This window comes from Streptomyces sp. MUM 203J (assembly GCF_022414595.1).
Taxonomy (GTDB): domain Bacteria; phylum Actinomycetota; class Actinomycetes; order Streptomycetales; family Streptomycetaceae; genus Streptomyces.
The window spans coordinates 160,760-184,895 of sequence record NZ_JADWYO010000002.1 but is presented as its reverse complement, the minus strand read 5'-3'; the positions used below and the strand labels follow the sequence as shown (position 1 = coordinate 184,895).

Below are 24,136 nucleotides of genomic sequence, written 5' to 3'. Positions count from 1 at the left end.
CGCCGGAGGGGCGATGGTGCCCCTGGCGCCGGGCACGACCTTGCACCACAAGGTCCACCTGGTCGCCGACCGGCACTCGACCCACCGCCCGAAGACCGTCCGGTCCTGCCTCGGCACCACACCCGCCGACCAGCCCATTTCACCCTTCAGAACAGAATGAAAGAAGCTCACTGAGCTTCTTCAGCGGTGCCGCTCCAGGGTGAGGACGGCTTTGGCGATTGACGTCATGTGGTTTGGGCTGCACCGGGATCTGCGGAAGATGCGCCAGGACTTCAGACGTGCGACGCCGCGCTCGACCGGTGCCCGCGCCGCGGCCAGGGCCCGGTTGCGGGTCTTCTCGGTGAGGGTGAGTTCCTGCAGGGGCCTGCGTTTGATGCCCGTGGTCACCCAGGGGCCGCCGCCCTGGTAGGCGAGATCGGCCAGGATGGGGACGCCCTGACGCTCGCTGATGCGGATGATCCGGTGGGTGCGGGCAGCGGTCAGATCGTGCGCCCGGCCCGGCAGTGCGGGTGAGAGCCACAGCAGCCGGCCGCCCGGATCGGTGACCACCTGCACGTTCACCCCGTGCCGGCGGTGCTTGGCCGAGTAGTCGGCCCGTCCGTCGCCGACCCGGTCGCACTCCGCGAGCGTGCCGTCCAGCAGGACGAAGTCCGCCTCGGCCTCGCGCAGGACCTTCAGCAGACCCGGCGCACGTTCAGCGAGCAGGTGGACGACCGCGCTGGTGTAGGCGTGGGCGGTGGACTCGCTGATCCCGAATCCGGCAGCGATCTTCGCCAGGGTGGTGTGTTCGCGGAGGTACACCAGTGCCACCATCGCGCGCTGGGACGGGCGGAGCTTGCAGCGGCGGTCGCCCTCACGGGTGACAACGAGCATGGTGACCCACTCCACGAGCGCATGGGGCAGGTCGAGTACGGCAGGATAGATGACCAACGAGGCCCCCGAGCAGCGTGGTTGAGACGTCAGACATCTCGATCAACAGCCCGGGGGCCTCGCTCGTTGCGGTTCGTGGACCGTCACCTGATCGGTGGCCAACTCGAAGAAGCTCACTGAATCGTTCTCATCCTGAATATGTGCAGGTCAGCAGGGTGTGGACGGCTTGGACTGCCGTGCCGATGGCGGCGGGTGGAACAGCGGGCTCGTCGCAGTCGCCGCCACGTCTTGAGCTGAGCGAAGGCACGTTCGCCGGGGGCTCGCAGTCGTGCGTGGTCGCGGTTGAACTGCTGGCACTGCTCGGGTTGTTCGCCGTAGTGGTAGTACGGGGTACGGAAGGTGGCGCCGGCGCCCTGGTAGGCGCGGTCCGCGAGCACGAGGATGTGCCGGGTGAGGCAGGCTTGGACGATGCCGTGAGCGCGGGCCGCGGTCAGTCGTGCGTGCGACCCGGCGTCGCGCGCGAGAACCACAGAGGGGTGCCGTCCGGACGTGCGACGACCTGGACGTTCATGCCGTGCTTCCGGTGTTTTTGGGAGTAGTACGGCTCGTCCGCGGCGATGCGGTCGATGGGGATGAGCGTGCCGTCGACGATGACGAAGTCTCCTTCGCCCAAGCCGACAAGGGCCTCCTGCAGGCCGGGCGCCCAGGAGGCCAAGACCTCGAGGGTCTCGTCCACGTACCGCCAGGCGGTTGCGGTGGAGATCCCGAACTCCGCCGCAAGCTGGGGCAGCGTCTCGTTCTTGCGTAGGTGCACCAACGCCAGCAGAGCCTGGTGGAAGCAGCCCAGCTTGCGCCACCGCGTGCCGCGTTCACACCTTCGGGCATAGATCAGCCATGAGATGCTCGACCAGCCCATGCGGGACGTCGAGCGTGGCACGATACGGGACCAAGCGAGGCTCCTCGGACGAAGCGTGGTGCGTAGAGAACACCACCGCAACGACCAGGAGCCTCGCCTCGTCACACCACCCTGCTGACCAGCATCTTCATCCCTGCAGGACAGGATGAAAACGGTTCACTGAGAAACTCGTTTCTAGTTCTCAATGAACTCAGACCAGAAGGCCACTGTCGAACACGGCCGTGGCGACATCCCAGGTGTTACGCCCCCGAACTCGCGGTCCACGTAGTCGGCCAAATCCCGCCCATAGCAGATGATGTCCGTCTCATACACCGAGAGAACCGGGTGCCCGTAGGCACCGCGCTGTGCAGGCAGATATCGGTGACCATAGACGGGAGCCAACTTGGGTACACGCTTCAAAGCCTGACTGGCGATTTCGAGCGCTTCTGCACAGTCGTTTGGCTGAGATCCCCAGGAACTGTGCCACCACCCGTCGCGAGTCAGATCCAAAAGATCGGTGACTGGAGCCTCGATCCAGGCTTGGAGCTTTTCGGGATCACCACTCCTCCAGTCCGGCCACGGGTTCTCCCAGGCGGCATTCTCCTTCGGTTCGGAAAAAACGGGAAGCCTTTGAGCCAGAAAGACCCTGTGATCTTCGGAGAATTCGAAGCCATAACGCTCTTCAATAATACTGAACTCGGAATCAGACAGGCCCGCATCAAACCGGCAATTCCCGAGTTGAGCCAGCCGAGCCGCGGCCGAGATCCCGATCTCAACACCAGTCGTTTCCCTCATTCCGGCATCCTACCATCCCACACAAAAGAGAGGGGCCCCATCGAGCCACTCAGAAGACTGCTCCCAACAGAGGCCCCTCACCCATTACCCATTCACCGCCCGAACCTTACTTCCACCCATCGTCGGGGAAGTGGGGAGCCCTGAACGGATGGATCGTGGCGTAGTGATCGACAGACCAGCCCATGACTTTGCGGCCGTCATCGAGCGTCACCACAAGGATCCGAGTCTTATTTTCCTTATCCGGAATTTTGTACTCCGCCGCGCCTTTCCATCTCCCTTCATGCTTCCCCTTCCCTTTGAATACTTTCGGCCGACCAGTCCTCTCGTTAAGGATGCGCATGTTCTCGCCGCGCCCTGCCCTAATGTCCTCATACGCGTTGATGAGCTTCTTGGACAGATTATTAGGCAACCTGTCGGAAAGCCGCGGGCATTGCACTGCGGAGGAAAGTGAAACCCCTACGAAAGGGGTCTTCTGGAAAGTGCGAGATGCTCGGAGTGGCGCGCACTTCGGCTTGAACCCGAGACGCCGAGAGAAGTCCTCGAACCAGCCGCTGAGCTTCTCCCCCCACTTGGCGAACTTCGTCCCGCTCGCGGCGTAGCCGGCGATCGGCACCATGGCCGCACAGGACAACGACGCGTCGACAACCTCGCCGTCAATTCCGTACCAAAGGCAGTTGATTCCGTCCGCTGGCTCACCTAGGCCGGGAGCGAGGCCGACGACGTCTATGAGGAAATGGGCGCCTTCCTTGGAGAAGACGTCGTCCCAGCTGACAAGAGGCGTAGTGAGTTCGGTGCGCAAATTGTCCAGGACGAGGTCAATGACGATCTGCCGCCTCAACTGTTCTAGCTCTGCACCCTTCGCAGCTTCGGCCTGCTTGAGCAGGACCATCCTGACACGAGCTTCCTTCGCCGCCTTACTGGCCTCTGTAACACTCTTTCCAGCCGCGATCGCGGAAGCCTTCGCCCGATTCGATGCAGCCCACGCATCGTCGGCGTTTCCGCGTGCCCATATAGCAGATGCCACCGCGCTCGCAGAGGAGTTCGCGGCCCTCTGAGCCGCATGGTTCGCATCCGCTTCAGCCTTGCGCGCATTCGCCGCAGCTGCCGCGGCCTCCACCGCTGAGGATTCCGCTTTCTTCGCGGACTGATGCGCCTGCTCAGCATACGTGCTCGCCTGATTTGCGGCGGTTTTTGCCACCCTGGCATAGGTAGCGGCCTCGGCTGCGGCGTTACGCGCAGTGGCTGCGACTTCAGCCGCTTCGGACGCGTTCTGCTGAGCAATTGCTGCGACTCCGGCGGCGTCGGCAATCACCTTCTGAACTTGCGCGCTGTGAGTCGCCGCCAACCGATCCTTGCGTAGTGCCTTGTATTGACCAAGACCGATGAAGGCATCCAGGAGCTGCGGAGGGCCTTCCAGAGCAATCTGGGCTGCTGCCTTGACCTCCGGTGTGCCATTTCCCATCAGCTGTACGGCGCGGACTCGCGTATCTGCCCTACGAGCATCGTGCTGACCAGTGGTCAGGAAGTCCTTCAGGGCGTCGACACTGCCGTCTGCGAGCGCCTGCTTCCCAGCCTCTTGCACTCCACGCTCGCCATTACCGACCAGATAGACGACCCGGACACGGTAGTCGGCCGCTGCGGCCTCGTACTGGCCCTCTTCCAGAAATTCTCTGATCTCGGCCGGACCACCCTTCAGGGCCTGCTCGGCTGCCGTCCTGATCGCCTCTGAGCCGAATTCATAGGCGAGGCGTTCTACACGTGCCCGTTCATCCAACTCACTGGCTTCCTTGCGGCCGCTGCGCACATAGGCAAGGACTTCGGCGTCGGCCCCCGCGAGTGCCGCCTCAGCGGCGGCCTGGCTCCAGGGTCCTTGGCTCTTCATCGTCAGCAGTGCGATCTGGCGGCCCTTCTCAGCCACCGCCTGGTCGCTCATTCCGGACTGCGATGCTTCGGCGACCAGACGCTCGGCCTTTGTATTGAGTTGCTCTGCCTCCTTGGCAGCGCGGGTAGCCGCTGATCTGCGCTCGTCGTCTCGGACCTTCAGCTCCCGCGCCCGCTCAACAGCCGCCGCCGTACGCGTGGCTAGCTCTTCGGCTTCGATCTCGCGGGCCAGTTCAAAGGTGGCGCGGGCCTTTGTTACAGCCGCGCCAGCAGCGTCAGCTGCAGCCTGTGCTGCAGCGGCATGAGCACTGGACCGACTGGCTGCGGTAGTGCTTTCGCCTGCGTGTTTGGCTGCCTCCTCGGCTGCCTTCGCAGCGTTCTCCGCATGCGTCGCAGCGTTCCTGGCGGCATCACGGGCGTGGAACGCGGCAGAAGCAGCCTTCGTCGAAAGGCGGTCCGCAGCGTTTGCAGCCCGGGTCGCCTCTGCAGCCTGGCGTCGGGCCTGAGCCGCAGCCGACCGCGCAGTCGCTGATTGCGCACCGGCTTCAGCCGCATATCCGCTGGCTGCCTCCGCTGCGTTCGCTGCAAGTTTGGCATTGCCCCCGGCTTCTGCCGCGAGCCGTGCTGCGTGGCCTGCCGCCTTGGCGGCCTGACCCGCATGTTCCGCCGCGTCAGCTGCCTGCGTGGCACCCTTGGCGGCGTCCCGGGCGTCTTGCGCGGCCTTCCTTGCCATGTCGGCAGCCGAAGCCTTCCCAGCCGCTCTCGCCGCCGCGTTATGTGCGACAGACGCCTTCCTCGCCGCACCTGCGGCAGCTGAGGCCGCATGCGCTGCGGCATTCGCTGCTATGCGCGCCGACGTGTTGGCCGCGTGTGCAGCGGTAATGGCCTGCTGAGCTGCCGCGGCCGCGCCCTTCGCCGCATCAGCAGCCCGGCCAGCGGCACTCGCCGCTATCTTCGCATCACCCTTGGCCGCCTCAGTCTCCTTGGCGGCCTTCTGCGCAGCCTCCTTTGCGAGCCTGGATGCCGCTACCGCCTGCTCGGAGGACTCCTTGGCCGCTTCGGTCTCGGCCGCGGCCCGGCGGCCGGCCGCTACGGCTTGCGCGGCCAGTTGGGAAACGGTGGCTCGCTCCTGGTCCCTAGCTCGGGCGGTGTGCTGGCCAACCAGCAGGAACTCTCGGATGTCCTCTATGGAACCGCCGAGCGCGAGCAAGCCGGCCTCCCTGGTGGCCGGACCGCCCTCGCCTATGATTTGGACCAACTCCACCCGGTCGTCAGCGTCCCTGGCAGTGAACTGTCCTTCGTCGAGGAATCTGCGGACGTCCTCGATCGATCCACTGAGTGCCTCTTTGCCGGCCTGCTGCACACCTGGGCCGCCCGCACTGATGATCTGAGCGACCCGAACCCGCTGGTCCGCCTCTAGTGGCTCACGCCACCCAACCCGAATGAAGGCACTCAGGGCCTCCGGCGGTCCTTCCAGGGCCTTCCGCGCTGCCTCTCGGACCCCCCGGCCACCAACGCCGTGCATCTGGGCGACTGCGACTCGCTCGTCACTCAGTTGGGCGATGTCCTTTTCGCGCTCCAGAAACCGGCGGACATCATCGTCGCTTCCCGTGAGTGCTGCCTCGGCCGCGGCCCTAACTCCTGGGCCACCGGTCTTCCACAACTCGACAACCCGTCCGCGCTTGCTGTCCGGTAAAGCGCTCACGAGCGGGCTGTCGCCCACGATCTCGTCCGCCCAGGCAGGGCCGGTACCTGCGAGCCCAGCCATCATTACCAGTGGCAATAGGCAGAGCAGCGCGCCACGAAGGACGTGAACGCGTCTGCGGCGCAACCATCTGGCCGATATTTCCTGATTCAACCTATGACTCATCTCCTGCACCGGCAACAAAGTTGCCGGATGCTGAATCTCAGCTGAATGAGCCTAACCACACGCAGGAGACAACCATGCATACCTAACATGCCACAAGGATTCGGAATTTGGAATTCCGGTTCTCCATCTGAGTGACAGATGGAGCATGCCGTTCAAGGCCCCCAGGTGCGCCACCTCCCCCCCTCCCCGATCTCCACGCCTGACTGATAGGTTTCTCAAGAGCCGGAATGAGGCTGGAAATCGACTCATCCGACACCGATAGTGTCGTGTACAGTCACCTGAAAGGAGACGACGTGATCTCGTCAACCAGAAGACTCGTAGTTGCCGCCTTAGCAGGGGCAGCTCTAATAGGCGTATCCGCTGCCGCCTATGCGGCGGTGCAGCCTCAGGATCCCGCGGCCTCGACTGCCAATTCAGCAGACAATACAGTCCCGCCCACGGTGGTCGAAGACTTCTCCTATCCTGGCGCGGCGCAACTATTTGAAGAGACGGGCGTAAAGCTAATCCAGGGCGATGGAGGCATCCTCCAAGGGGAGTGTGACGGGTCATCGAACCAGATACTGGTGTACTCCCGCGCACTTCCCGCACGCTATGACAATCAGGTGTGCTTCAAAGCCGTGAAAAGTTACGGCCACCTGACACTCGAACTCCCCGAGGTGTTCGGACTGTGGACCAAGGACCGTCCCGTCAGTGCGGCACTGACAGCCGAGGGCAAGACTCAGACCGTTAAGCTAACCAAGAACGATTTCAAGAGTGTGGGTGAAGGTGCACAGAGCGCACCCACCATGCTCGTCGAGCTGCACGTGACCGGATAGTGCCGCTCCTGACTCCCGCCTACGGCGGAAATTACGGGAAGAGTCGGCGATCACAGGAGAAAGCGGCAGGACGCCGCGTTTGGGGGAAGAGACGTGCGTAGGGCGACGAGGTGCGGGGCCTTGTTCGGCGGCCTGTTGGCTGCTGCAGGGGTGATTGTGGCGAACCCGGCGCAGGCTGTAGTGGGAGCCTCTGCTGGCGGCGAGGAGAAGCCCTTCGTTGCGATGATTGAGATCGGTAAGACCGATCGCAACTGTTCGGGTGCGCTGATCGAGTCGCAGTGGATTGTTACGGCCGCGAGCTGTTTCGCTGACGATCCCGCGCAGCCCGGGTCGGTTGCGTCGGGGGCGCCCTCGCGGCCGACCAAGGTCACTGTGGGGCGTGCGGACTTGGGCGCAGGGGGCGGTCAGGTGCGGGATGTTGTGGAGTTGGTGCCCCGGGCGGATCGGGATGTGGTGCTGGCGAGGCTGTCGGCGCCCGTTTCGGGGATCGCGCCCGTGGCGCTCAGCGCTGCCGCTCCCGTAGAGGGGGAGAAGCTGTTCGTGGCCGGTTTCGGCCGGACGAGGAGTGAGTGGATTCCGGGGCGGATGCATGTCGGTGAGTTCGCCGTCACCGGCAGCCGGGGTTCGGAACTCGACATCGACAGCCCGGATGTTTCAGCGGCGGTCTGCAAGGGGGATGCGGGCGGTCCCGCCCTGCGGGCCGGTCAGGGTGGCGACGAGCTGGTCGCCGTCAGCAGCCGCTCCTGGCAGGGCGGATGTCTCGGCGCCGAGGAGACCCGTCGCGGTGCCGTTGAAGCCCGCCTGGACGACATCACCGACTGGATCGGCGCCCAGGTCGCCCGTTGGTCACTCAAGGCGCATGCCAACGACAAGTACGTCGCCACCGAACTGAGTGCCACCGGCAGCCACGACGGCCGACTGCGGGCACGAAGCGACAAGGCCCGGAGCTGGGAGCAGTTCACCCTCCACACCCGCGACGGCGGGAAGAGCGTTTCGCTCCGGTCCGTGGCCAATGATCTCTTCGTCAGCGTCGAACTCAACCAGACCGGCAAGTACGAAGCGATGCTCCGCGCCCGCGCCGGACGCCCCGACAGCTGGGAGTCGTACACACTGATCCCCCAGGGCGACCAGAACTACGCACTGAAGTCCGTACGGAACGGTAAGTACGTCGCCACAGAAGCCAAGTACGCCACCGCCGACACCGGACTGCTGCGTGCCCGCTCGGACAACATCTCCACCTGGGAACGCTTCGCCCTCCAGCACGCCGACAACTACCGCGTCACAGGCACCGCACCTGCAGGACCCGCTCCGCTTCCCGTGAACTGACGTCACGCTGTACACCGCAGGTAGTCCAGAACGGGCACCACTGGAGCGCAAACACGATCCTGCAAGCCTCCTAACGCATAGGTCGCGGGTTCGAGTCCAGCGGGGCCTCCATCTACCCAAGGGGACAACTGGCGTGATCCGCGACCTGTCGTGTCGCGTCCTCGGCAGCTCAGGAGCGATGGCCTCCCGGCGTGATACATCGCCGGGAGGCTGCCGAGTCATGGCCTACGCGTCCTGATGGCAGGCGCAGGCGCACCTGATCGAGAAGACCGGCTCCTCACCGGGGCCGGGGCGGTCGGAGGCGTACACGTCCTGCGGGTGGCAGAGGTGGTGCCACCCGATCTCGCACTCCCCCGGCCGGCCCGACCGCTCCACGTCCTCCAGGAACCGGCGGACGGCCCGCTCCGGGCTCACTCGGCACCGCCCCGGCACCGGCGGCGGGCCGCCAGGAGGTCCAGCACATCCGGCAGCGGCGGGAAGTACGGCGCACACCCGGCGCAGGCATAGACGTTGAACCCGGGCCCGGAGTTCTGGTGCACCTCGGAGACGACCACGGCCTCGTCCGTGACCCACGCACACCGCACGCACATCCGGACCGGCTTCCGCGCGGGGGGCGGGGGCGCTCACCAGGCCGCTCCCGCACCGTGCAGGACCCGCGTGTCCAGGTCGACCCCGAAGTCCGCCGCGAGCACCAGCGCGAGACACCGCTGCCGCTGCCGGTCCCGCTCCTCCTGCCGCTCGTGCTCCAGCAGGTACGGGCGGACCAGGACGGTGTCCTCCCCGGCGAACGTCTCCGCGCCCCCGTACGGGGACCGGGGCCGCGCGGTCCATCCCCAGGACGGACCGAACCACGTGCCCGGCTCCGGCCGGAAGGATGCGCCGGCCGAGCGGGCCGCCGCCGCCCGCGGTGCCCGAGCCGTGGCGGCGGGACACCCGCCCGCCCGCCTCCTGCCCGAACCGGGCACGAGGACGCCCAGCAGTGTGCGCAGGAAGGCATGGATAATGCCCATGTCGTCAGCTCCTTCGAAGCTGGTGGCCGATGCCCCGGGACGGCCCCACCGTCGCCGGGGTCTTTCCTTCTCTCTGACTGTACGCCAACTTGGTACGTCTTGGTACGTGCTATCACGTGTAATCGCGGATCATGTCGACCTATGTTGACCTGGGTTGATCTCTTACGCTCCAAGTCATGATCGAGATCGACCGCGAGAGCATCACGCCGATGTACCTGCAGCTGGCATCCGCGCTACGAGAGCGAATCCGACGTGGCGAAATCCCGATCGGCCGCCGCATCCCCTCCCATTACGAGCTGGAGCAGGAGACGGGAGGTGTGGTCAGCCGCCGCACCATCAAGTCGGCCATCGAGACGCTCCAGGCAGAGGGAGTGGTTCGCGGGGTTCAGGGCAAGGGTGTGTTCGTCATCGCGAAACCCGACGCGCCCCAGCCCCCTGACGGGCCCGAAGGTGACCGGTCCGCCGAGTAGCGGACGCGCCAAGGCCATGGCGGCCCACACACGCCCCTGACCCCAGATCAGGGGCGTACGCCGGTGGCGATGAGCGTTCCGATGTGACCGGCGGTGGGCGCGGCGAGCTCGGTCGCCGTTGCCTCGGTGAAACCGGCCCCGTACAGGAACTGCTGCCAGCTCTCCGGGGTGTAGCTGTAGCGGTAGGTGTACATGGCGGGTCCGGCGAAGCCGCCCTTGTACATGCCCTGCGGGCCGTAGGCGCCGGGGATGGCGGGGGGTTGGGAGAACGCGAACACACCGCCCGGGTTCAGGTGCTCGAAGACGAGGGGGAACAGCCGCTCGGGGGCGGTGAACCAGGCGGCACCGAAGACGGAGTAGACCGCGTCGTACGTGGTCGTGGTGTGGGCGAGGTGTTCCAGGACTTCGGCGCACACGAACCGTGCTCCGAGGTGGCCGAACCGTTCGGCGGTGTTCTCCACCATCACCGGTGACAGGTCCACACCCGTGGCCTTCACGCCATGCTGTGCGAGGTAGGCGAGCGCCCGGCCGGTACCGCAGCCGATCTCCAGGACGCTTCCCGGATCGCGCAGCAGACCGGGGCCGGGGTCCTGGGGGTGGTTCGTGTACTGAGTCCACCGGAACACCGGTTCGCCGTTGGAGTCGTCCTTCCAGGCACTCTTGGCGTAGGCGTCCCAGAGCTGGCGTTCGTGGTCGTAGTTGTGCGGTGCACTCACGGTCATGGTCCTGTCGGGCGGGATCGGAACGCTGCCCGGGGCACCACCGGAGCGGCGGGGCCCCCAACCTGGTGCAGCGGTGCGGTGGTCAGTGGCTGTCCGGAACCTTGCTGTCGCACGGGGAGCACTCGGCCCCGTCCCGGTCCCACAGCTCCTTGTCCGGCGCGAAGCCGACGGAACGCAGGAAGTCGGCGGTCCGGACGACGGTGCCGTCGTTGCGGCGCTGGACGAACGGCGCGTGGTGCTTGTAGGCGCCGCCGTTGTACGCCGCGCACAGCGCGAAGTACACGGGCGTGTCCAGGATGACCTGGTGCACGCCGATGTCCACGACCTTGCCGACCCCGAGGTGCACCTCGGGGTGCTCCATCGAAGCGACCATGTACATCACGGCGTTGGCGAGGATGCGTTCGGCCAGGTCACGGACCATGACCTCGTCGCGCAGCAGCAGGGCGACCTCACGGTCCCACACGGTCATGCCGCTGTCGAAGACGTTGGCCGTCAGGTGTCCGATGCGCGGTGCGACGGCGTTGAGGAGTTCCTTCGGGTCACGCGTGCGCGTGACGGTGTGATTGATGACGGCGACAGTCATGTAGGTGGTGCTCCTCCCGATCGGTTCGAGTGGTGCATGCAGGGCAACCCGGTCTCGGACGGGGCGAGCGCGCCGAACGCCGGCCGACTCCACGCAACCGACACCGCCGGGCACGGGAGCGAGCTCCGGATCAGTCCTGAGCGGCAGTTCTACCGGCTCACCCCATTAGGTCTCGGCTTCACCATGCCGACACCCCTTCACGTCGTCTGTGTGGTGACCAGACTAGGAACCCGGGAACTTCAACACCCAGCAAGTTGCACGCGGTTGCACGGATTCCTCAGAGCGAGTCAATCGCCCTTCGGATCACGTCGCGAGCGTCCGTGCCGCGGACCGCGATGCGGGACAGTTCCCTGAACGCCTTCAGGTACGTCCTGATCTCGCCGGGGGCCGTGACGTTGACCTCCGCCGTCAGCGTCTCGACGGCCACCTGCGCATCGTCGAATGCATAGAAGGCTTCCAGCGGCCATACGGTGCGGCGCGCGGCCAACGGGATGATGCCGAGAGACACATTGGGCCGGGCCATCACCGAGAGCAACGAGCAGAGCTGCTCCGCCATCGCTTCCTCGTCTGCGACGCGGTAGCGCAGTACCGCCTCTTCGAGCAGCAGCCCGAAGCGGTGATCACCTTCCCGCACGACGCGGGAACGTCTCAGGCGGGCTTGCACGGCCTCAGCCACGTCGTCGGGAGTTTCCTGGAAGTCGGTGATGGAGCGCAGCAACCCGGCGGCGTACTCGGCGGTCTGGAGCATCCCGGGTACGACGTTGGAGGCGTAGACACGGAAGCAGCGTGTGCGCTGGTAGAGAGGCACCGTCTGCTCGTGCACGCGACGCATTCCGTCGCGGTGGATCTGGCGCCACTCCACATACATGGACTCGGCGTTGCGTGAGGCCGCGATCAGGTCGGGTATCTGGTCCTCAGCGCCGCAAGCCGTACACCAAGCCCGGATATCCGCGTCCGAGGGAGGCGTCCTGCCGCGGACGATGCGGGAGGACTTCGACTTGTGCCAGCCGCACCGGACGGCCAGTTCATGCCCTGTGAGCCCGGCGTCCTTCATGACTGCTTCCAGGCGCGCCGCGACGGCGGCACGAGCCGCTTGAGCCGTGGAGAGGGGAGGCGTGGGCATGTGCTGGCCGACCAGGGTCAGATGATGAACTTCTCGTGTGGGACAGCCCGCTCCCACACCGCTTCGAATGCGTTGGCGCAGCGCTGAGCGACGGCCGGGTCCTCGGTCTGGTCGGTATGCACCCACCGACCGTCCCCGTCGAAGATATTGAACTGGACCAGCCGACTGTCGAAGAGCCAGAAATCGTTCCCCGGTAGGGCCAGGTCAGACGCCTGGCGCCGAGAGAGCCAGCGGATCTGCTCGCCTGCCGCGATGTTGGTGAACGTGCCCGAGTACTCGAAGCGGATGTAGTCGCTCACCGGTTCCGAGATGATCCGGGCCCGGCGCATTTCGACGCCCTTCCTCGTAACCTCCTGTACGAGGTCGAGCCACGGTCGCCACCAGGAGGTGCGGTCGTCAGGGTCCAGCCGGTGTCCCTTACGCCACGCAGCGAATCCCTCGTTCTCGTTCTCGATACCGTAGGCGTCACGCATCTCCAGATGAACGGCCGACGTCTCGGCCGCCCGAAGCAGGTCGGCAAAGCTAGTCAAGCTCTGCGACATCAAGCGCCTCCCTCAGAAGCGGGATCATCCGGTTCGGTACCCGGATCACTGCCTCATGACCGGGGATCGGTACGTCCTGCGAGCTCCCCCCTGTGGTCTGTGAGTCTGCCTTCCATCCTTGGATGACGAGGTCCTTCGTACCCTCATCGACCCACACAGCCGGAGAACCGTGATCCCCGGACTCTGGATCTTTTCCGACAAACCGCAGTGCCATGACAACCTCCGCTGTCGCGTGCGTCGCGCTTGGTTGCATGACCCTCACTCTGCGGAACTGCCGAAGTCAAGAGGGCCCGGGCCCGGTGGGGCGGCTCTGGGCGGCGTGCGTGGTGGCTGCGGCGTCAGATGACCTCTGGCGGGTGCCCGTAGTGGGGTCCGTGGCGCTGGAAGGCGCGCCAGGACTCCGCCTCTGCGGGGGAGGCACCGGGGAACGCCCCGACGCGGAGGCCGCGGGTCGCCTCCACCGTGAGGGTGCCGTCGTTGCCGACGTGGACCTCCTGCACCCGGGGTCTTGCCCCGGCCATGACGCAGGTCAGAAGCGCCGCACAGGTGTCGTACACGATCGAGAAGGTGTCGAAGGCTTCGGGGCCGACGCTGTCGGGTGCGTACGCCATGTCCCGTGACCCGAGGACGGCCCGGCCGTCGTGGAAGATCCGGAAGGCGCACTGGATGTGCACCCGGAGGTCTTCACCCTGCGGGCCGGTGAACTCCACGACGCCCATGCCCGCGGCCCGGCCGACCGCGCGGATCTCCGCCTCGCGCAGCAGCAGCCGGACGTCCTCCACCAGGGTGTCGGCGTCCACCGTGCGTCTTCCCTCGGCCTGGCCGACGACGCCGTCGTGAGCGTTCACCGCCGCTTCCTGCGCGGCACCACGGCGAAGCCGCGCAACAGTACCGCGGCTGCCAGTGAGGCGCCGGAGGTCCAGAGCAGGGGCGGGCCGAGTGCGACGAGGCCCCGGGGCATGGTGGTGAGGCGGCCCGCCGGGTCGTAGACCAGGGACAGGCGCGTTCCGGGATCCTCCGGGGAACGGAGGACGTATGTCTCCAGGCCGCTGTCGGCGCAGTCGAGGCGGTGCCGGTACGCGAGGTCCCTGTCGTCGCCGGGCGACTCGCGGACCCACACCCGGGTGACGTCCGTGACGGTGCACTCGGTTTGCACGCCCCGGGTGTGCAGCATCCACAGGGAGACGGCGAAAGCGCCGACCATCAAGGAGGCGATCATCGCCGCCGCACCGGCCCCGTAGAACCTCGGCCGCTCCGGGCCTCCCGCGGTGAGGTGGACGATGAGGTCCGCGGCCACGACCACCACCACCAGCAGCCACATCAGGCCCGTGAGCAGGACCGACCAGCCGCCGCTGTCCAGGTACAGGGCGCCTGCGGCGAGCCCCACCGCTGTGCACGGCACCCCCGCCGCGAGGATGAGCCGTCGGCCCCACCCCGCCGTGAGCCACTCGGCCTGCCCCTCCATGTCCCACATGGTTCAGTCCCCTCTTCCCCCGCCTGGTGCCGCATCAGGCAACGTCCGCCCCGTCGGTACCCGCGTGTGTGTCCTGGATCCTGTCCGCGGCACCTGATCGGGGAATCCTCGTCCGTCTTCCGGGCGGAGCCTGCGCTCGCGACCGCTCATGTTGCTCAAGTCCGCCGGGCTGTGGGTCCGGAACCGGATCAGGGCCGCTCCGGCGTCTCCGCAGCCCGAGGGCCCACAGGCAGCCCGTGCCCGGGTGTTTCCGTCACAGGCCGCGTGGACCGGCCGCCGAGTACCGCCGAAAGGGTGACACTCCGGGACCGGCGCACCTTCACCATCCCCACAGGAAGGCGCCCTATATTGCACACCGACACACCAGATGAACATCCGATTTTCTCTCCTTATGAGAAGAAGTGCCCCATGACTCGAAGCCCCTCCCCACGACGTGTCGGCAGGCGAGCACGGAGCCGCCGCGCCGCCCGCACCCGCTCCCGTATGGCCGTTGTGGCGGTGTCGGCACTGGTGCTGGTGTCGATCGCGCTGGCCCTGGGAAAGTTCCTGGCCGGTGACGACATGGCGGCCGCCGACGACAGCGACCCCGGCAAGGCGCAGACAGCAAGGCGGGACAGTGAGCCGTCGGCGGACGGCAAGGCCCGCGAGGAGGAGCCGTGGGACGGCAAGGTGAAGATCCTCGGCGACGGCTCCACCTCCTACACGGGACCACAGCCGGACCAGCTCAAGGCGGAGCGCCTCAAGCCGGGTGAGAAACCCCCGCAGTTCGTGGTGTTCTCCTGGGACGGCGCGCTGGAGGGTGACGACCACCTCTTCTCCCACTTCCGGAAGGTCGCCGAGGAGAGCGACGCCCATATGACGTTCTTCCTGACCGGGATATACCTGCTCCCCGCGTCGAAGAAGGACGCGTACGAACCACCGCAGCACGAGCGGGGCTCGGCCGCCATCTCGTACCCCACGGACGGGCACATCCGGAGCACGCTGGAGCAGCTCCGGAAGGCATGGCAGGAGGGGCACGAGATCGGCTCGCACTTCAACGGCCACTTCTGCGGTGAGAAGGGCGGCGGTGACTGGAGCGTCGAGGAGTGGAAGAGCGAGATCCAGCAGACGTACGACATGGTGAAGGAGTGGAAGACGAACACCGGCTACACGGATCTTCCGCCGCTGCCCTTCGACCCCGACCGTGAGTTCGTCGGGGGACGCGCTCCCTGCCTGGAGGGGCAGAAGACACTGCTGTCGGCCATCGGGCAGTTCGACTGGCGCTACGACGCCAGTTCGCCGGGCGACTTCCAGATATGGCCCGGCAAGAAGGGGGATATCTGGGACTTCCCGCTGCAGATGCTGCCCTATCCGGGCAAGGAGATCCAGGTGCTCGGGATGGACTTCAACTTCCTCTACAACCAGTCGGGGGGCGAGACCCAGGGCGAGCCGTCCATGTATCCGGCGTGGGAGAAGACCACCCATGACGCCTATATGAACGGCTTCAACCGGGTCTACCACGGCAGCCGTGCCCCCCTGTTCATCGGCAACCACTTCGAGCAGTGGAACGGCGGCATCTACATGAACGCGGTGGAGGACGTCATACGCGAGGTCTGTCCACGCGAGGACGTGAAGTGCGTGTCGTTCCGCGAGCTGGCCGACTGGATGGACGCGCAGGACCCGAAGGTCCTGCAGCGGCTTCGTTCGCTCGACCCGGCGCAGGCCCCCATCTGGGAGAACGTGGTCTTCTGAGGACTCCGGGTCTTCTGACCGCCGTGGCGGCGCACTCCCGTCAGGGGCGCGCCGCCACGGCCTCCGTGTAGTTCCGCCAGATGTCCAGGGGCATGGGGTGGCCCTGGGTTTCGGAGGTGTGGCCCGCCACACCGTCCAGGGGCATCAGCTCGAGCTTCCTGAGGTCCATCCGGTACATCGAGACCGCCGTCGCCTCGTCCTCGGTGTAGCCGACGAACCAGGCCGCCGTGTTGTCCTCGGTGGTGCCCGTCTTCCCCGCGGGCCGGAGACCGGGGATCCGCGCGTCCCGGCCGGTGCCCTCGGCCACGACACCGCGCAGGGCGTCCGTCACCTTCGCGGAGACGTCCGCCGAGAAGGCCCGCCGGGTGGCGGGCTCGGGCAGGGCGACCCCCGACCCGTTCTTGGTGACCCGGGTGACGGAGTGGGGGGAGGCATTGACCCCTCCGGCGGCGAAGGTGCTGTACACGGCAGCCATGCGGATCGCGCTGGGCGTCGAGTTGCCGAGCGCGAGCGCGGGCACCTGGGGGCCGATGCTGGAAGGGAGGAGGCCCGCCTTGCGGGCATGGACACGCAGGCGGTCGAGACCCACGTCCATGCCCAGCTGCAGAATGGCGGAGTTCACGGAGTTCACCATGGCGCCACGGAGCGTGATGCTGCTGCCCCAGTCCTTCTCTCCGTCGTTCCTGCCTTGGAAGATCTTGCCGCCGCGGTCCCAGTAGGGGCCCTCCGGAGTCGTCACCGTCGCGTTGTGCTGCCCGTTGTACGGGGTGGACGGGGTGACGGGCCGGCGGTCGGCATCGCGCTCCCGTACGACGCCGTCCGTGAGCGCGGCGGCGTACACGACCGGCGCGAACGCCGAACCGGCAGGAACCACGACGGCGTTGGCCTCGTTGAATCCCTGCTTGAAGTAACCGGGGCCCCCGTAGAGGGCGGTGATGCGCCCGTCGCCGGCGACCGTCGCCGCGCCCGTCTTGACGAACCCGTCGGACTCCCTCTCCTCCGTGTCGAGCTTCTTCCGCTCCTCGGTCACCGCCTCTTCCAGGGCTTCGGTCTTCGCCCGGTCGAAGGTGGTGTAGATCTGGTAGCCACCGTGGTCGAAATCCTTCTCCGGGACCTTGCCGACACGTACGACGTACGACTTGGCGAGCTCCGTGAGATAGCCGCGCTGCCCGCTGAGATCGGTCCTGCCGCCGGTCGTCTCGGTGGGCTCGGGAAAGGTCTTGTACTTCGCGCGCTCGGCCGGGGAGAGCCGTCCGATCTCGACCATGCGATCGAGAGTCCACTCCCATCGTTCGACCGCCCGCTCGCGGTTCTCGGGACCGAGCGTCGGGTCGTAGAGCCCGGCCCCCTTGAGGAGAGATGCGAGGAACGCCCCCTCGCTCGCGTTCAGCCGGGACACGTCCTTTCCGTAGTACGCCTGGGAAGCACGCTGGATCCCGTACGTGCCGCGGCCGAACCAGCTGGTGTTCAGATACCCCTCGAGGATCTCGTCCTTGGTGAAGTTGTTGTCCATCTTGACGGCCAGCAGCATCTCGGTGAACTTCCGGGAGAACGTCTGGTCCTGACTCAGGTAGACGTTCTTGACGTACTGCTGGGTAATGGTCGAACCGCCCTGGGTCTGGCCGCCGCTGACCATGCGCGACAGCGCACGCAGGATCCCGGAGGGCGAAATACCCGGATCGGAGTAGAAGCTCGCGTTCTCGGCCGCGAGCACCGCCCACCGGACGTCCTCGGGTACCTTCTCCAGGGGCATCTCCTGACGGTTGATCCAGCCGGTTCTGGCCATCCTGGTGCCGTCGGACCAGTAGTAGACGTTGTCCTGCTGGGTCGCGAAGTCGTTCGGCTTCTCCGGGATCTCCGTCAGCGCGTACGCGATGCCCATCAGGGTCGTCAGCGCTCCCAGCCCCGCGGCGAACGCCCCCAGAGTCTGGCGCCAGGAGGGAATCCAGCGCCGGTACCCGGCTCTGCCAGGGCGCGGATACCGGGGGCGTACACGCCTCAGAAGGCTCCGAACCGGCCGGGTGGACACCCGTCGCGGCTCTCCGGTCCGCTTCTCCCGCCCGGCACGCCGGCCCCGTACCGGTTTCCTCCCCTGCTCAGGACGCTTCCCCCGCCTACCCACGGAACACGCTCCGTATCTCCCATGACGACGACTTCACAGCACTCTCTTCCGGTCCTACTCGGTACGGCCGCCCCCCGAACACGCCGGTGGCCGCGGCGGACCGTTCACCCGTTACCCGGACCGGCCCACCTTGCGTGCGAACTGGGAAGGACTTCTCCCATACCCCCGCTGCGAGGCACACGCCGGGGATCATCAGCCTTGCCGTCGTACGTCCGAATCCTGTCACCGCGGCGCCACAGCCTCTTCACCCATGGCCCTTCACCGAGGATCTTGTGTGACCATTCCGGTGCTCGGCCGGACGGCCGAGGTGAGAAGGGGACACCACGTGAATCGAATCTCCCTCAGAATCGCTGTGAGTGCGGTATCGGCCGCGATCCTGACGACCCTCGTCGTACCGGCCTCGACGGCCGGCGCGACGGGGCAGCAGGCCCTGGACAGCACCGGGGTGGACAGCAGAACCGCCGAATCGTTCCAGCAGATGGCGGAGGACGTGCTCGACGAGCGAACGGAAGCGCTCCTGGACCGCGAGCGCCCCCGGAGCGCCGACCGGCAGCGCCACCGGAACATACGTGTCGCCTCCGCGCTGGCCCGCCACGAGAAGGGCGGCCGGTCGAAGCTCAGGGGGCGCAAGGCCCGCCTCGCGGCGCTCGGTGAGGCGTACGCCGACTCGGACACCCGGGTCGACGTGGACAAGGTCCGCGTCAGGGGACGGCACGCCACCGTCCAGGTCACCGAGACCACGACCCTCACCTACAAGAAGGTACGCGGCGACGAGCCGTCCACCACCGGCTTCCAGGCACACCACGAACTGCGCTTCACCGAGCGCGGCCGCGGCGAGTGGGAGCTGACGCGCATCCGGCCGACCGACACCGGGCTGGTGGCGGTCAACCAGCCCGACACGACCGCACAGAGCGCCCCGGGTGCGCTGCCCGCCAGCAAGCCCGCCGCCACCACCTGGCCCGCCCCGAGCGCGCCGAAGGACTGGAACGCCACCGGCTACGACTACCGGGCCATGGCCAGGTACGCCGAACGTTACTGGTACAACTACAACCCGGAGTACCGAAGGTTCAACGACGCGGGCGGTGACTGCACCAACTTCGTCAGCCAGGCCCTCAAGGCCGGTGGCTGGCAGCACGTCCCCGGCGGCTACGACGACCACCGCGCCTGGTGGTACGGCGACTCGTACCAGTCCACCTCCTGGGTGGGCGCGAACGAGTGGTCCTGGTTCACGCTCTCCCAGAAGCGAGCGACCAACCTGGCCAGCGCCTACCAGCTCGATGTCGGCGACGTCATGCAGATGGACTTCGACCGGGACGGTTCGAAGGACCACACGATGATCACCACGTACCGGAGCTTCAGCGGGGTCCCTTACCTCACGTACCACTCCGTCAACACGTACCGGAAGTCGCTGGCGAGCATCGTGGCCTCGTACCCGAACGCCGTGTACTACGCCTACCGCACCTGACGCCGGTCCGGCCGCTCCTGTGCGGTGTCGATCCGTCCCTCGCCGACGTCGGCCCGGGATCCGCACTACGCCCTGGCACTGCTCGGCGGCCGGTGGTATCCGGCCGGCACTGCCGCCACGCGGCTCATGGGACCGTACATCGTGTGTGACACCGGCGGATTCCAGCAGAGCGGGGCGACGAACCCGTCAAGCCGGTCCGGCCGGTCGCGGTCGACACGGGATGAGCCGTGACCGACCGGAGGGCGGAGAGCCCGACCTCCGCGACGTGGCCGAGCCGGACGGACGTTGCCTGATGCGGCACTAGTCCGCCGGGCGCAGGGCGATCAGCGGCACGCCCTTCCGGCGGTCGGCGCCCAGGGCCTCGAAGTCGGCCGGGGTGCGCGGGGCGTGGCCGACGGACCGCATCAGGCGTCCGGCCAGGCGCGGGTGGCGGCGGGCGTAGTCGGCGAGGGCGCGGCCGGACTCCTCCGGCGGAAGCGGTACGGCCGTGCCCCGGTACCTGCGCCATCCGACCTGATAGCCCACCTCGGGTGTGGCGAGGATGTTGCGCAGCCACTGCGAGCGCTCGCCGTATCCGGAGGCGATCAGGTACGTGCCCGGTTCGGGGAGCCGGGCGACCACTTCGAGGACGACCTGGCGGGGTCGGCCGGACTTCCGGCCGGTGTGGGTGAGCAGCACCATGCGGTGGCCCAGCAGTCCGCCCAGTCCGACGCGGTAGAGCTTGATCGGGGCGCGCAGCACCAGGCGCCGGAGTCCTTTGGTGGGCGGTCCGCCCTTGAGCGGGTTGATCACGGCGTGTGTTCCCTTCCTCTCGGGACGAGCAGGGTGACCAGGGGATCCGCGAGGGCGGCCAGGTCGACGGAGCGGTCGAACAGCGCCTGCAGGACGCATCCCTCGATGGCTCCGACGAGCACGGTGGCGTGTGCGGGCGGGGCGACGGCGGGTTCGGCGCCGTGCCCGTCCTCCGCCGTCAGCAGGAGGGTGACGGCTGCCCGGTAGTCCCGGTAGAAGGCCGCCATGTCGATCCACTCCGGCGCCCGCACCCCCGCCGACCAGACGTCCAGCAGCACCCGGGCGAGGTCGCGCTCCCGGGCCAGCAGCTCCATGACCGAGCGGACCAGGAGCTCCAGCCGCTCCGAGGCTCCGCCCGGCTGCCGGGCGATGTCCGCGAGCAGGGCCTCGGAGCGGGCCGCCAGCCCCTCGAACGCGGCCCGCAGCAGCTCCTCGCGGCTGCCGAAGTACAGATAGACGCTGCCCTTGGCGATGCCCGCCTCCCGGGCGATGTCCTCGATCCGGCTGCCGTCGTACCCGTGCCGGGCGAAGACCCGCACCGCGGCGGCGAGGATCTCCTCCCGCCGCGCCTCACGATCGACCTGCTTCGGCATCGCACCACCCTCTGGCAATAATGACTGACTGGTCAGTCATTATTGCAGACGGGTGTCCCCGCCCGCCAGACGCATCGACGAAGGGCACCCCGCCACAGCGGCGGGGTGCCCTTCGTCGGGTGCCGTCCAGGCGGCTTCAGCCGTCCAGTTCCTCCAGCCGCGCCGTCGACGGCCCGCGCCGGGTCGCCGCCTCACGGGCGGCCGCCTCCGCGTCGCGGAGGACGCGGACCGCGTTGTGCCAGGTCAGCTTGGCCACGTCCGCCTTGGACCAGTTGCGGGAGAGGAGTTCCGCCACCAGGTTCGGGTAGCCCGCCACGTCCTCCAGACCGTTCGGGGTGAAGGCCGTGCCGTCGAAGTCGCCGCCGATGCCGATGTGGTCGACACCGGCCGCCTCACGCATGTGGTCCAGGTGGTCCGCGACCGTCGCCGCCGTGGCGACCGGGCGCGGGTCGCCCGCCTCGAACTCCGCGTGGAGGCGCATCGCCTCCGGGGTGGTGTCCAGGTGGTGGAAGCCGTGCGCCCGCAGGTTCTCGTCCGCCCTGGCCGTCCACTCCACCGCTGCCGGGAGGATGAACTTGGGGACGAAGGTCGCCATCGCCACCCCGCCGTTCGCCGGGAGGCGTTCCAGGACGTCGTCGGGGATGTTGCGGGGGTGGTCGCAGATCGCCCTGGCGGAGGAGTGGGAGAAGATCACCGGGGCCTCGGTGGCCTCCAGGGCGTCCCTCATGGTCGTCGCCGCCACATGCGACAGGTCCACCAGCATGCCCAGGCGGTTCATCTCACGGACCACCTCGCGGCCGAACGGCGACAGGCCGCCCACCCCGGGCTCGTCCGTCGCCGAGTCCGCCCACGCGATGTTGTCGTTGTGCGTGAGCGTCATGTAGCGCACGCCCAGCGCGTACAGGGCGCGCAGGGTGGCCATCGAGTTGTTGATGGAGTGGCCGCCCTCGGCGCCCTTCAGCGAGGCGATACGGCCCTGGGCGCGGGCCGCCTCCATGTCGTCGGCCGTCCTCGCCCCGGCCAGCTGCGCCGGGTGGCGCACCAGCAGGCGGTCCACGCAGTCGATCTGCTCCAGCGTGGCGCTGACCGCGTCGTCGCCCGCCAGGTCGCTGCGGACGTACACCGACCAGAACTGCGCACCGACCCCGCCCGCGCGCAGGCGGGGGAGGTCGGTGTGCAGGCGGCCGGTCTGGTCCAGGGCGATGTCCAGGCGGTCCAGGTCATAGCCCGCCTTCTCGCGCAGCGCCCACGGGAGGTCGTTGTGGCCGTCCACGACCGGCGCCTCGGCCAGCAGGTCGAGCGCGTCCCGCAGGTGCTCCCCCGCCGCGGCCGTCACTTCGCGAAGCCGAACGACGGCGAACCCTCGACCTTGGCCCGCAGACGCTTCCCCTTCTCCGTGGCCTGGTCGTTCAGCTCCTGCTGGAACTCCTTCATGCGGGAGAGCAGGTCGGGGTCCTGGGTCGCCAGGATCCTCGCCGCCAGCAGGCCGGCGTTGCGCGCTCCGCCCACCGACACCGTCGCCACCGGGACGCCCGCCGGCATCTGGACGATCGAGAGGAGGGAGTCCATGCCGTCCAGGTACTTCAGCGGGACCGGTACGCCGATGACCGGGAGCGGCGTGAGCGAGGCCAGCATGCCGGGGAGGTGGGCGGCCCCTCCGGCTCCCGCGATGACCGCCTTCAGGCCGCGGTCGGCCGCCTGCTCCCCGTACGCGAGCATCTCCCGCGGCATGCGGTGCGCGGAGACGACGTCGACCTCGTACGGGATCTCGAACTCGTCGAGCGCCTGGGCGGCGGCCTCCATGACGTGCCAGTCGGAGTCGGAGCCCATGACGATGCCCACGAGGGGCGCGGGTGCGTTACTCAACGATCGTTCCTCGCAGATAGCCGGCGGCGTGGCCGGCGCGCTCCAGCACGTCGGCCAGGTCGTCGCCGTAGGTGTTGACGTGGCCCACCTTGCGGCCCGGCTTCACGTCCTTGCCGTACATGTGGATCTTGAGCTGCGGGTCCCGGGCCATGCAGTGCAGGTACGCCTGGTACATGTCGGGGTAGTCGCCGCCCAGCACGTTCGCCATGACCGTCCAGGGCGCGCGGGGGCGCGGGTCGCCCAGCGGCAGGTCGAGGACCGCCCGTACGTGGTTGGCGAACTGGGAGGTCACCGCGCCGTCCTGGGTCCAGTGCCCGGAGTTGTGCGGGCGCATCGCCAGCTCGTTGACGAGGATCCGGCCGTCGCGGGTCTCGAACAGCTCCACGGCGAGGTGGCCGACGACACCCAGCTCCGCGGCGATGCGCAGGGCCAGTTCCTGAGCCTCCAGGGCGCGGTCCGCCGGGAGATCGGGCGCCGGGGCGATCACCGTGTCGCACACGCCGTCGACCTGGCGGGACTCCACCACCGGGTACGCCACGGCCTGGCCGTGCGGGGAGCGGACGACGTTCGCGGCCAGCTCCCGCGTGAAGTCGACCATCTCCTCGGCCAGCACCGGCACACCCGCGAGGAACGGGTCGTGGGCGTCCGCCTCGGAGCGGACCACCCACACGCCCTTGCCGTCGTAGCCGCCGCGGACCGTCTTCAGGATGACCGGGAAGCTCCCGACCTCCTGCGCGAACGCCGCCGCGTCCGCCGGGTCCGCCACGATGCGGTGGCGCGGGCAGGGCACGCCGATCGCGTCGAGCTTCGCGCGCATCACGCCCTTGTCCTGGGCGTGCACCAAAGCGTCGGGCCCCGGACGGACGGGGATGCCGTCCGCCTCCAGGGCCCTGAGGTGCTCGGTGGGTACGTGCTCGTGATCGAAAGTGATCACGTCGCACCCGCGCGCGAAGTCACGCAGCGTGTCCAGGTCGCGATAGTCGCCGATGACGACATCGCTCACGACCTGGGCCGCGGAATCCTGTGGGGTATCGCTGAGGAGCTTGAATCTGATGCCGAGGGGGATGCCCGCCTCGTGGGTCATACGGGCGAGCTGACCGCCGCCGACCATGCCGACTACCGGGAACGTCACCCTCCTAGGGTAAAGGCCGCCCGCCCGTGCCCCGTATGACGGCCGTCGCATTGCCCCCG

The 24,136-nt window shown here is 67.7% G+C and carries 23 protein-coding genes and 1 pseudogene; 5 read left to right on the top strand and 19 right to left on the bottom strand.

Annotation, left to right across the window (positions count from 1 at the left end; genetic code table 11):
• Positions 1–180: 180 nt before the first annotated feature.
• The 4 genes and pseudogenes from I3F58_RS02520 to I3F58_RS02505 form a co-directional block, all read right to left on the bottom strand.
• Positions 181–930, bottom strand: a complete 750-nt coding sequence (locus I3F58_RS02520) for a transposase (RefSeq protein ID WP_240106479.1) — start codon at positions 928–930, stop codon at positions 181–183.
• A gap of 113 nt (positions 931–1,043) precedes the next feature.
• Positions 1,044–1,684, bottom strand: a pseudogene (locus I3F58_RS02515) (transposase family protein).
• Between the two features lie 276 nt (positions 1,685–1,960).
• The gene (locus I3F58_RS02510) at positions 1,961–2,560 is read right to left on the bottom strand and encodes a hypothetical protein (RefSeq protein ID WP_240106478.1); all 600 of its coding nucleotides are present in this window, start codon (positions 2,558–2,560) and stop codon (positions 1,961–1,963) included.
• Positions 2,561–2,666: 106 nt separating this feature from the next.
• Complete coding sequence (locus I3F58_RS02505; protein ID WP_374207890.1) at positions 2,667–6,209, bottom strand: ALF repeat-containing protein; 3,543 nt, start codon at positions 6,207–6,209, stop codon at positions 2,667–2,669.
• A 395-nt stretch (positions 6,210–6,604) separates the two neighbouring features.
• Between I3F58_RS02505 and I3F58_RS02500 the strand changes: the two genes are divergently transcribed.
• Positions 6,605–7,126, top strand: coding sequence for a hypothetical protein (locus I3F58_RS02500; RefSeq protein WP_240106476.1), 522 nt, complete (start codon positions 6,605–6,607; stop codon positions 7,124–7,126).
• A gap of 93 nt (positions 7,127–7,219) precedes the next feature.
• Positions 7,220–8,452, top strand: a complete 1,233-nt coding sequence (locus tag I3F58_RS02495) for a trypsin-like serine protease (RefSeq protein WP_308354941.1) — start codon at positions 7,220–7,222, stop codon at positions 8,450–8,452.
• A 225-nt stretch (positions 8,453–8,677) separates the two neighbouring features.
• On the opposite strand, the gene I3F58_RS02490 is transcribed toward I3F58_RS02495, so the two are convergent.
• From I3F58_RS02490 to I3F58_RS02480, 3 genes are read right to left on the bottom strand one after another with little or no spacing between them, the layout of a single operon-like run.
• On the bottom strand, positions 8,678–8,866 hold the full coding sequence (locus I3F58_RS02490; RefSeq protein WP_240106475.1) for a hypothetical protein: 189 nt from the start codon (positions 8,864–8,866) through the stop codon (positions 8,678–8,680).
• Positions 8,863–9,042, bottom strand: coding sequence for a hypothetical protein (locus I3F58_RS02485; RefSeq protein ID WP_240106474.1), 180 nt, complete (start codon positions 9,040–9,042; stop codon positions 8,863–8,865). The genes I3F58_RS02490 and I3F58_RS02485 overlap by 4 nt, the downstream gene beginning before the upstream one ends.
• Positions 9,043–9,075: 33 nt before the next feature.
• Positions 9,076–9,462 carry a hypothetical protein gene (locus I3F58_RS02480; RefSeq protein WP_240106473.1) on the bottom strand — a complete coding sequence of 129 codons (387 nt, stop codon included), beginning with the start codon at positions 9,460–9,462 and terminating at the stop codon, positions 9,076–9,078.
• Positions 9,463–9,638: 176 nt separating this feature from the next.
• Between I3F58_RS02480 and I3F58_RS02475 the strand changes: the two genes are divergently transcribed.
• Positions 9,639–9,932, top strand: a complete 294-nt coding sequence (locus tag I3F58_RS02475; protein ID WP_240106472.1) for a GntR family transcriptional regulator — start codon at positions 9,639–9,641, stop codon at positions 9,930–9,932.
• Positions 9,933–9,979: 47 nt separating this feature from the next.
• On the opposite strand, the gene I3F58_RS02470 is transcribed toward I3F58_RS02475, so the two are convergent.
• The 6 genes from I3F58_RS02470 to I3F58_RS02440 all read right to left on the bottom strand — a co-directional run bounded on the left by I3F58_RS02470 (position 9,980) and on the right by I3F58_RS02440 (position 14,376).
• A complete protein-coding gene (locus I3F58_RS02470) occupies positions 9,980–10,648 on the bottom strand; it encodes a bifunctional 2-polyprenyl-6-hydroxyphenol methylase/3-demethylubiquinol 3-O-methyltransferase UbiG (protein ID WP_240106471.1) in 669 nt (222 codons plus the stop codon).
• Between the two features lie 88 nt (positions 10,649–10,736).
• Positions 10,737–11,237 carry a hypothetical protein gene (locus I3F58_RS02465; protein WP_240106470.1) on the bottom strand — a complete coding sequence of 167 codons (501 nt, stop codon included), beginning with the start codon at positions 11,235–11,237 and terminating at the stop codon, positions 10,737–10,739.
• A gap of 277 nt (positions 11,238–11,514) precedes the next feature.
• Positions 11,515–12,360, bottom strand: a complete 846-nt coding sequence (locus I3F58_RS02460) for a helix-turn-helix transcriptional regulator (protein ID WP_240106469.1) — start codon at positions 12,358–12,360, stop codon at positions 11,515–11,517.
• Positions 12,361–12,377: 17 nt separating this feature from the next.
• Positions 12,378–12,902: a DUF6879 family protein gene (locus I3F58_RS02455; protein WP_240106468.1), complete on the bottom strand. Its 525-nt coding sequence runs from the start codon at positions 12,900–12,902 to the stop codon at positions 12,378–12,380.
• A 338-nt stretch (positions 12,903–13,240) separates the two neighbouring features.
• Entirely contained in the window at positions 13,241–13,750 is a 510-nt protein-coding gene (locus I3F58_RS02445) for a hypothetical protein (RefSeq protein WP_240106466.1), read from the bottom strand.
• The gene (locus I3F58_RS02440) at positions 13,747–14,376 is read right to left on the bottom strand and encodes a hypothetical protein (protein ID WP_240106465.1); all 630 of its coding nucleotides are present in this window, start codon (positions 14,374–14,376) and stop codon (positions 13,747–13,749) included. Before I3F58_RS02440 ends, I3F58_RS02445 begins: the two co-directional genes overlap by 4 nt.
• A 408-nt stretch (positions 14,377–14,784) precedes the next feature.
• Here I3F58_RS02440 and I3F58_RS02435 point away from each other — a divergent pair, with 408 nt between their 5' ends.
• Complete coding sequence (locus I3F58_RS02435; protein ID WP_240106464.1) at positions 14,785–16,107, top strand: hypothetical protein; 1,323 nt, start codon at positions 14,785–14,787, stop codon at positions 16,105–16,107.
• Positions 16,108–16,147: 40 nt separating this feature from the next.
• On the opposite strand, the gene I3F58_RS02430 is transcribed toward I3F58_RS02435, so the two are convergent.
• Positions 16,148–17,989 carry a transglycosylase domain-containing protein gene (locus I3F58_RS02430; RefSeq protein ID WP_240106463.1) on the bottom strand — a complete coding sequence of 614 codons (1,842 nt, stop codon included), beginning with the start codon at positions 17,987–17,989 and terminating at the stop codon, positions 16,148–16,150.
• Positions 17,990–18,581: 592 nt separating this feature from the next.
• On the opposite strand from I3F58_RS02430, the gene I3F58_RS02425 reads away from it, so the two are divergent.
• Positions 18,582–19,694 (top strand): amidase domain-containing protein, encoded by a 1,113-nt coding sequence (locus I3F58_RS02425; RefSeq protein WP_240106462.1) that lies wholly within the window; start codon positions 18,582–18,584, stop codon positions 19,692–19,694.
• A gap of 300 nt (positions 19,695–19,994) precedes the next feature.
• Here I3F58_RS02425 and I3F58_RS02420 read toward each other — a convergent pair whose 3' ends face one another.
• From I3F58_RS02420 to I3F58_RS02400, 5 genes are all read right to left on the bottom strand, one after another.
• The gene (locus tag I3F58_RS02420; protein ID WP_240106461.1) at positions 19,995–20,486 is read right to left on the bottom strand and encodes a nitroreductase family deazaflavin-dependent oxidoreductase; all 492 of its coding nucleotides are present in this window, start codon (positions 20,484–20,486) and stop codon (positions 19,995–19,997) included.
• Complete coding sequence (locus I3F58_RS02415; protein WP_240106460.1) at positions 20,483–21,079, bottom strand: TetR/AcrR family transcriptional regulator; 597 nt, start codon at positions 21,077–21,079, stop codon at positions 20,483–20,485. Before I3F58_RS02415 ends, I3F58_RS02420 begins: the two co-directional genes overlap by 4 nt.
• Before the next feature lie 136 nt (positions 21,080–21,215).
• Complete coding sequence (locus I3F58_RS02410; RefSeq protein ID WP_240106459.1) at positions 21,216–22,415, bottom strand: dipeptidase; 1,200 nt, start codon at positions 22,413–22,415, stop codon at positions 21,216–21,218.
• Positions 22,412–22,909, bottom strand: a complete 498-nt coding sequence (purE, locus tag I3F58_RS02405; protein WP_240106525.1) for a 5-(carboxyamino)imidazole ribonucleotide mutase — start codon at positions 22,907–22,909, stop codon at positions 22,412–22,414. Before purE ends, I3F58_RS02410 begins: the two co-directional genes overlap by 4 nt.
• A 28-nt stretch (positions 22,910–22,937) precedes the next feature.
• On the bottom strand, positions 22,938–24,077 hold the full coding sequence (locus I3F58_RS02400) for a 5-(carboxyamino)imidazole ribonucleotide synthase (protein ID WP_240106458.1): 1,140 nt from the start codon (positions 24,075–24,077) through the stop codon (positions 22,938–22,940).
• Positions 24,078–24,136 lie beyond the last annotated feature (59 nt).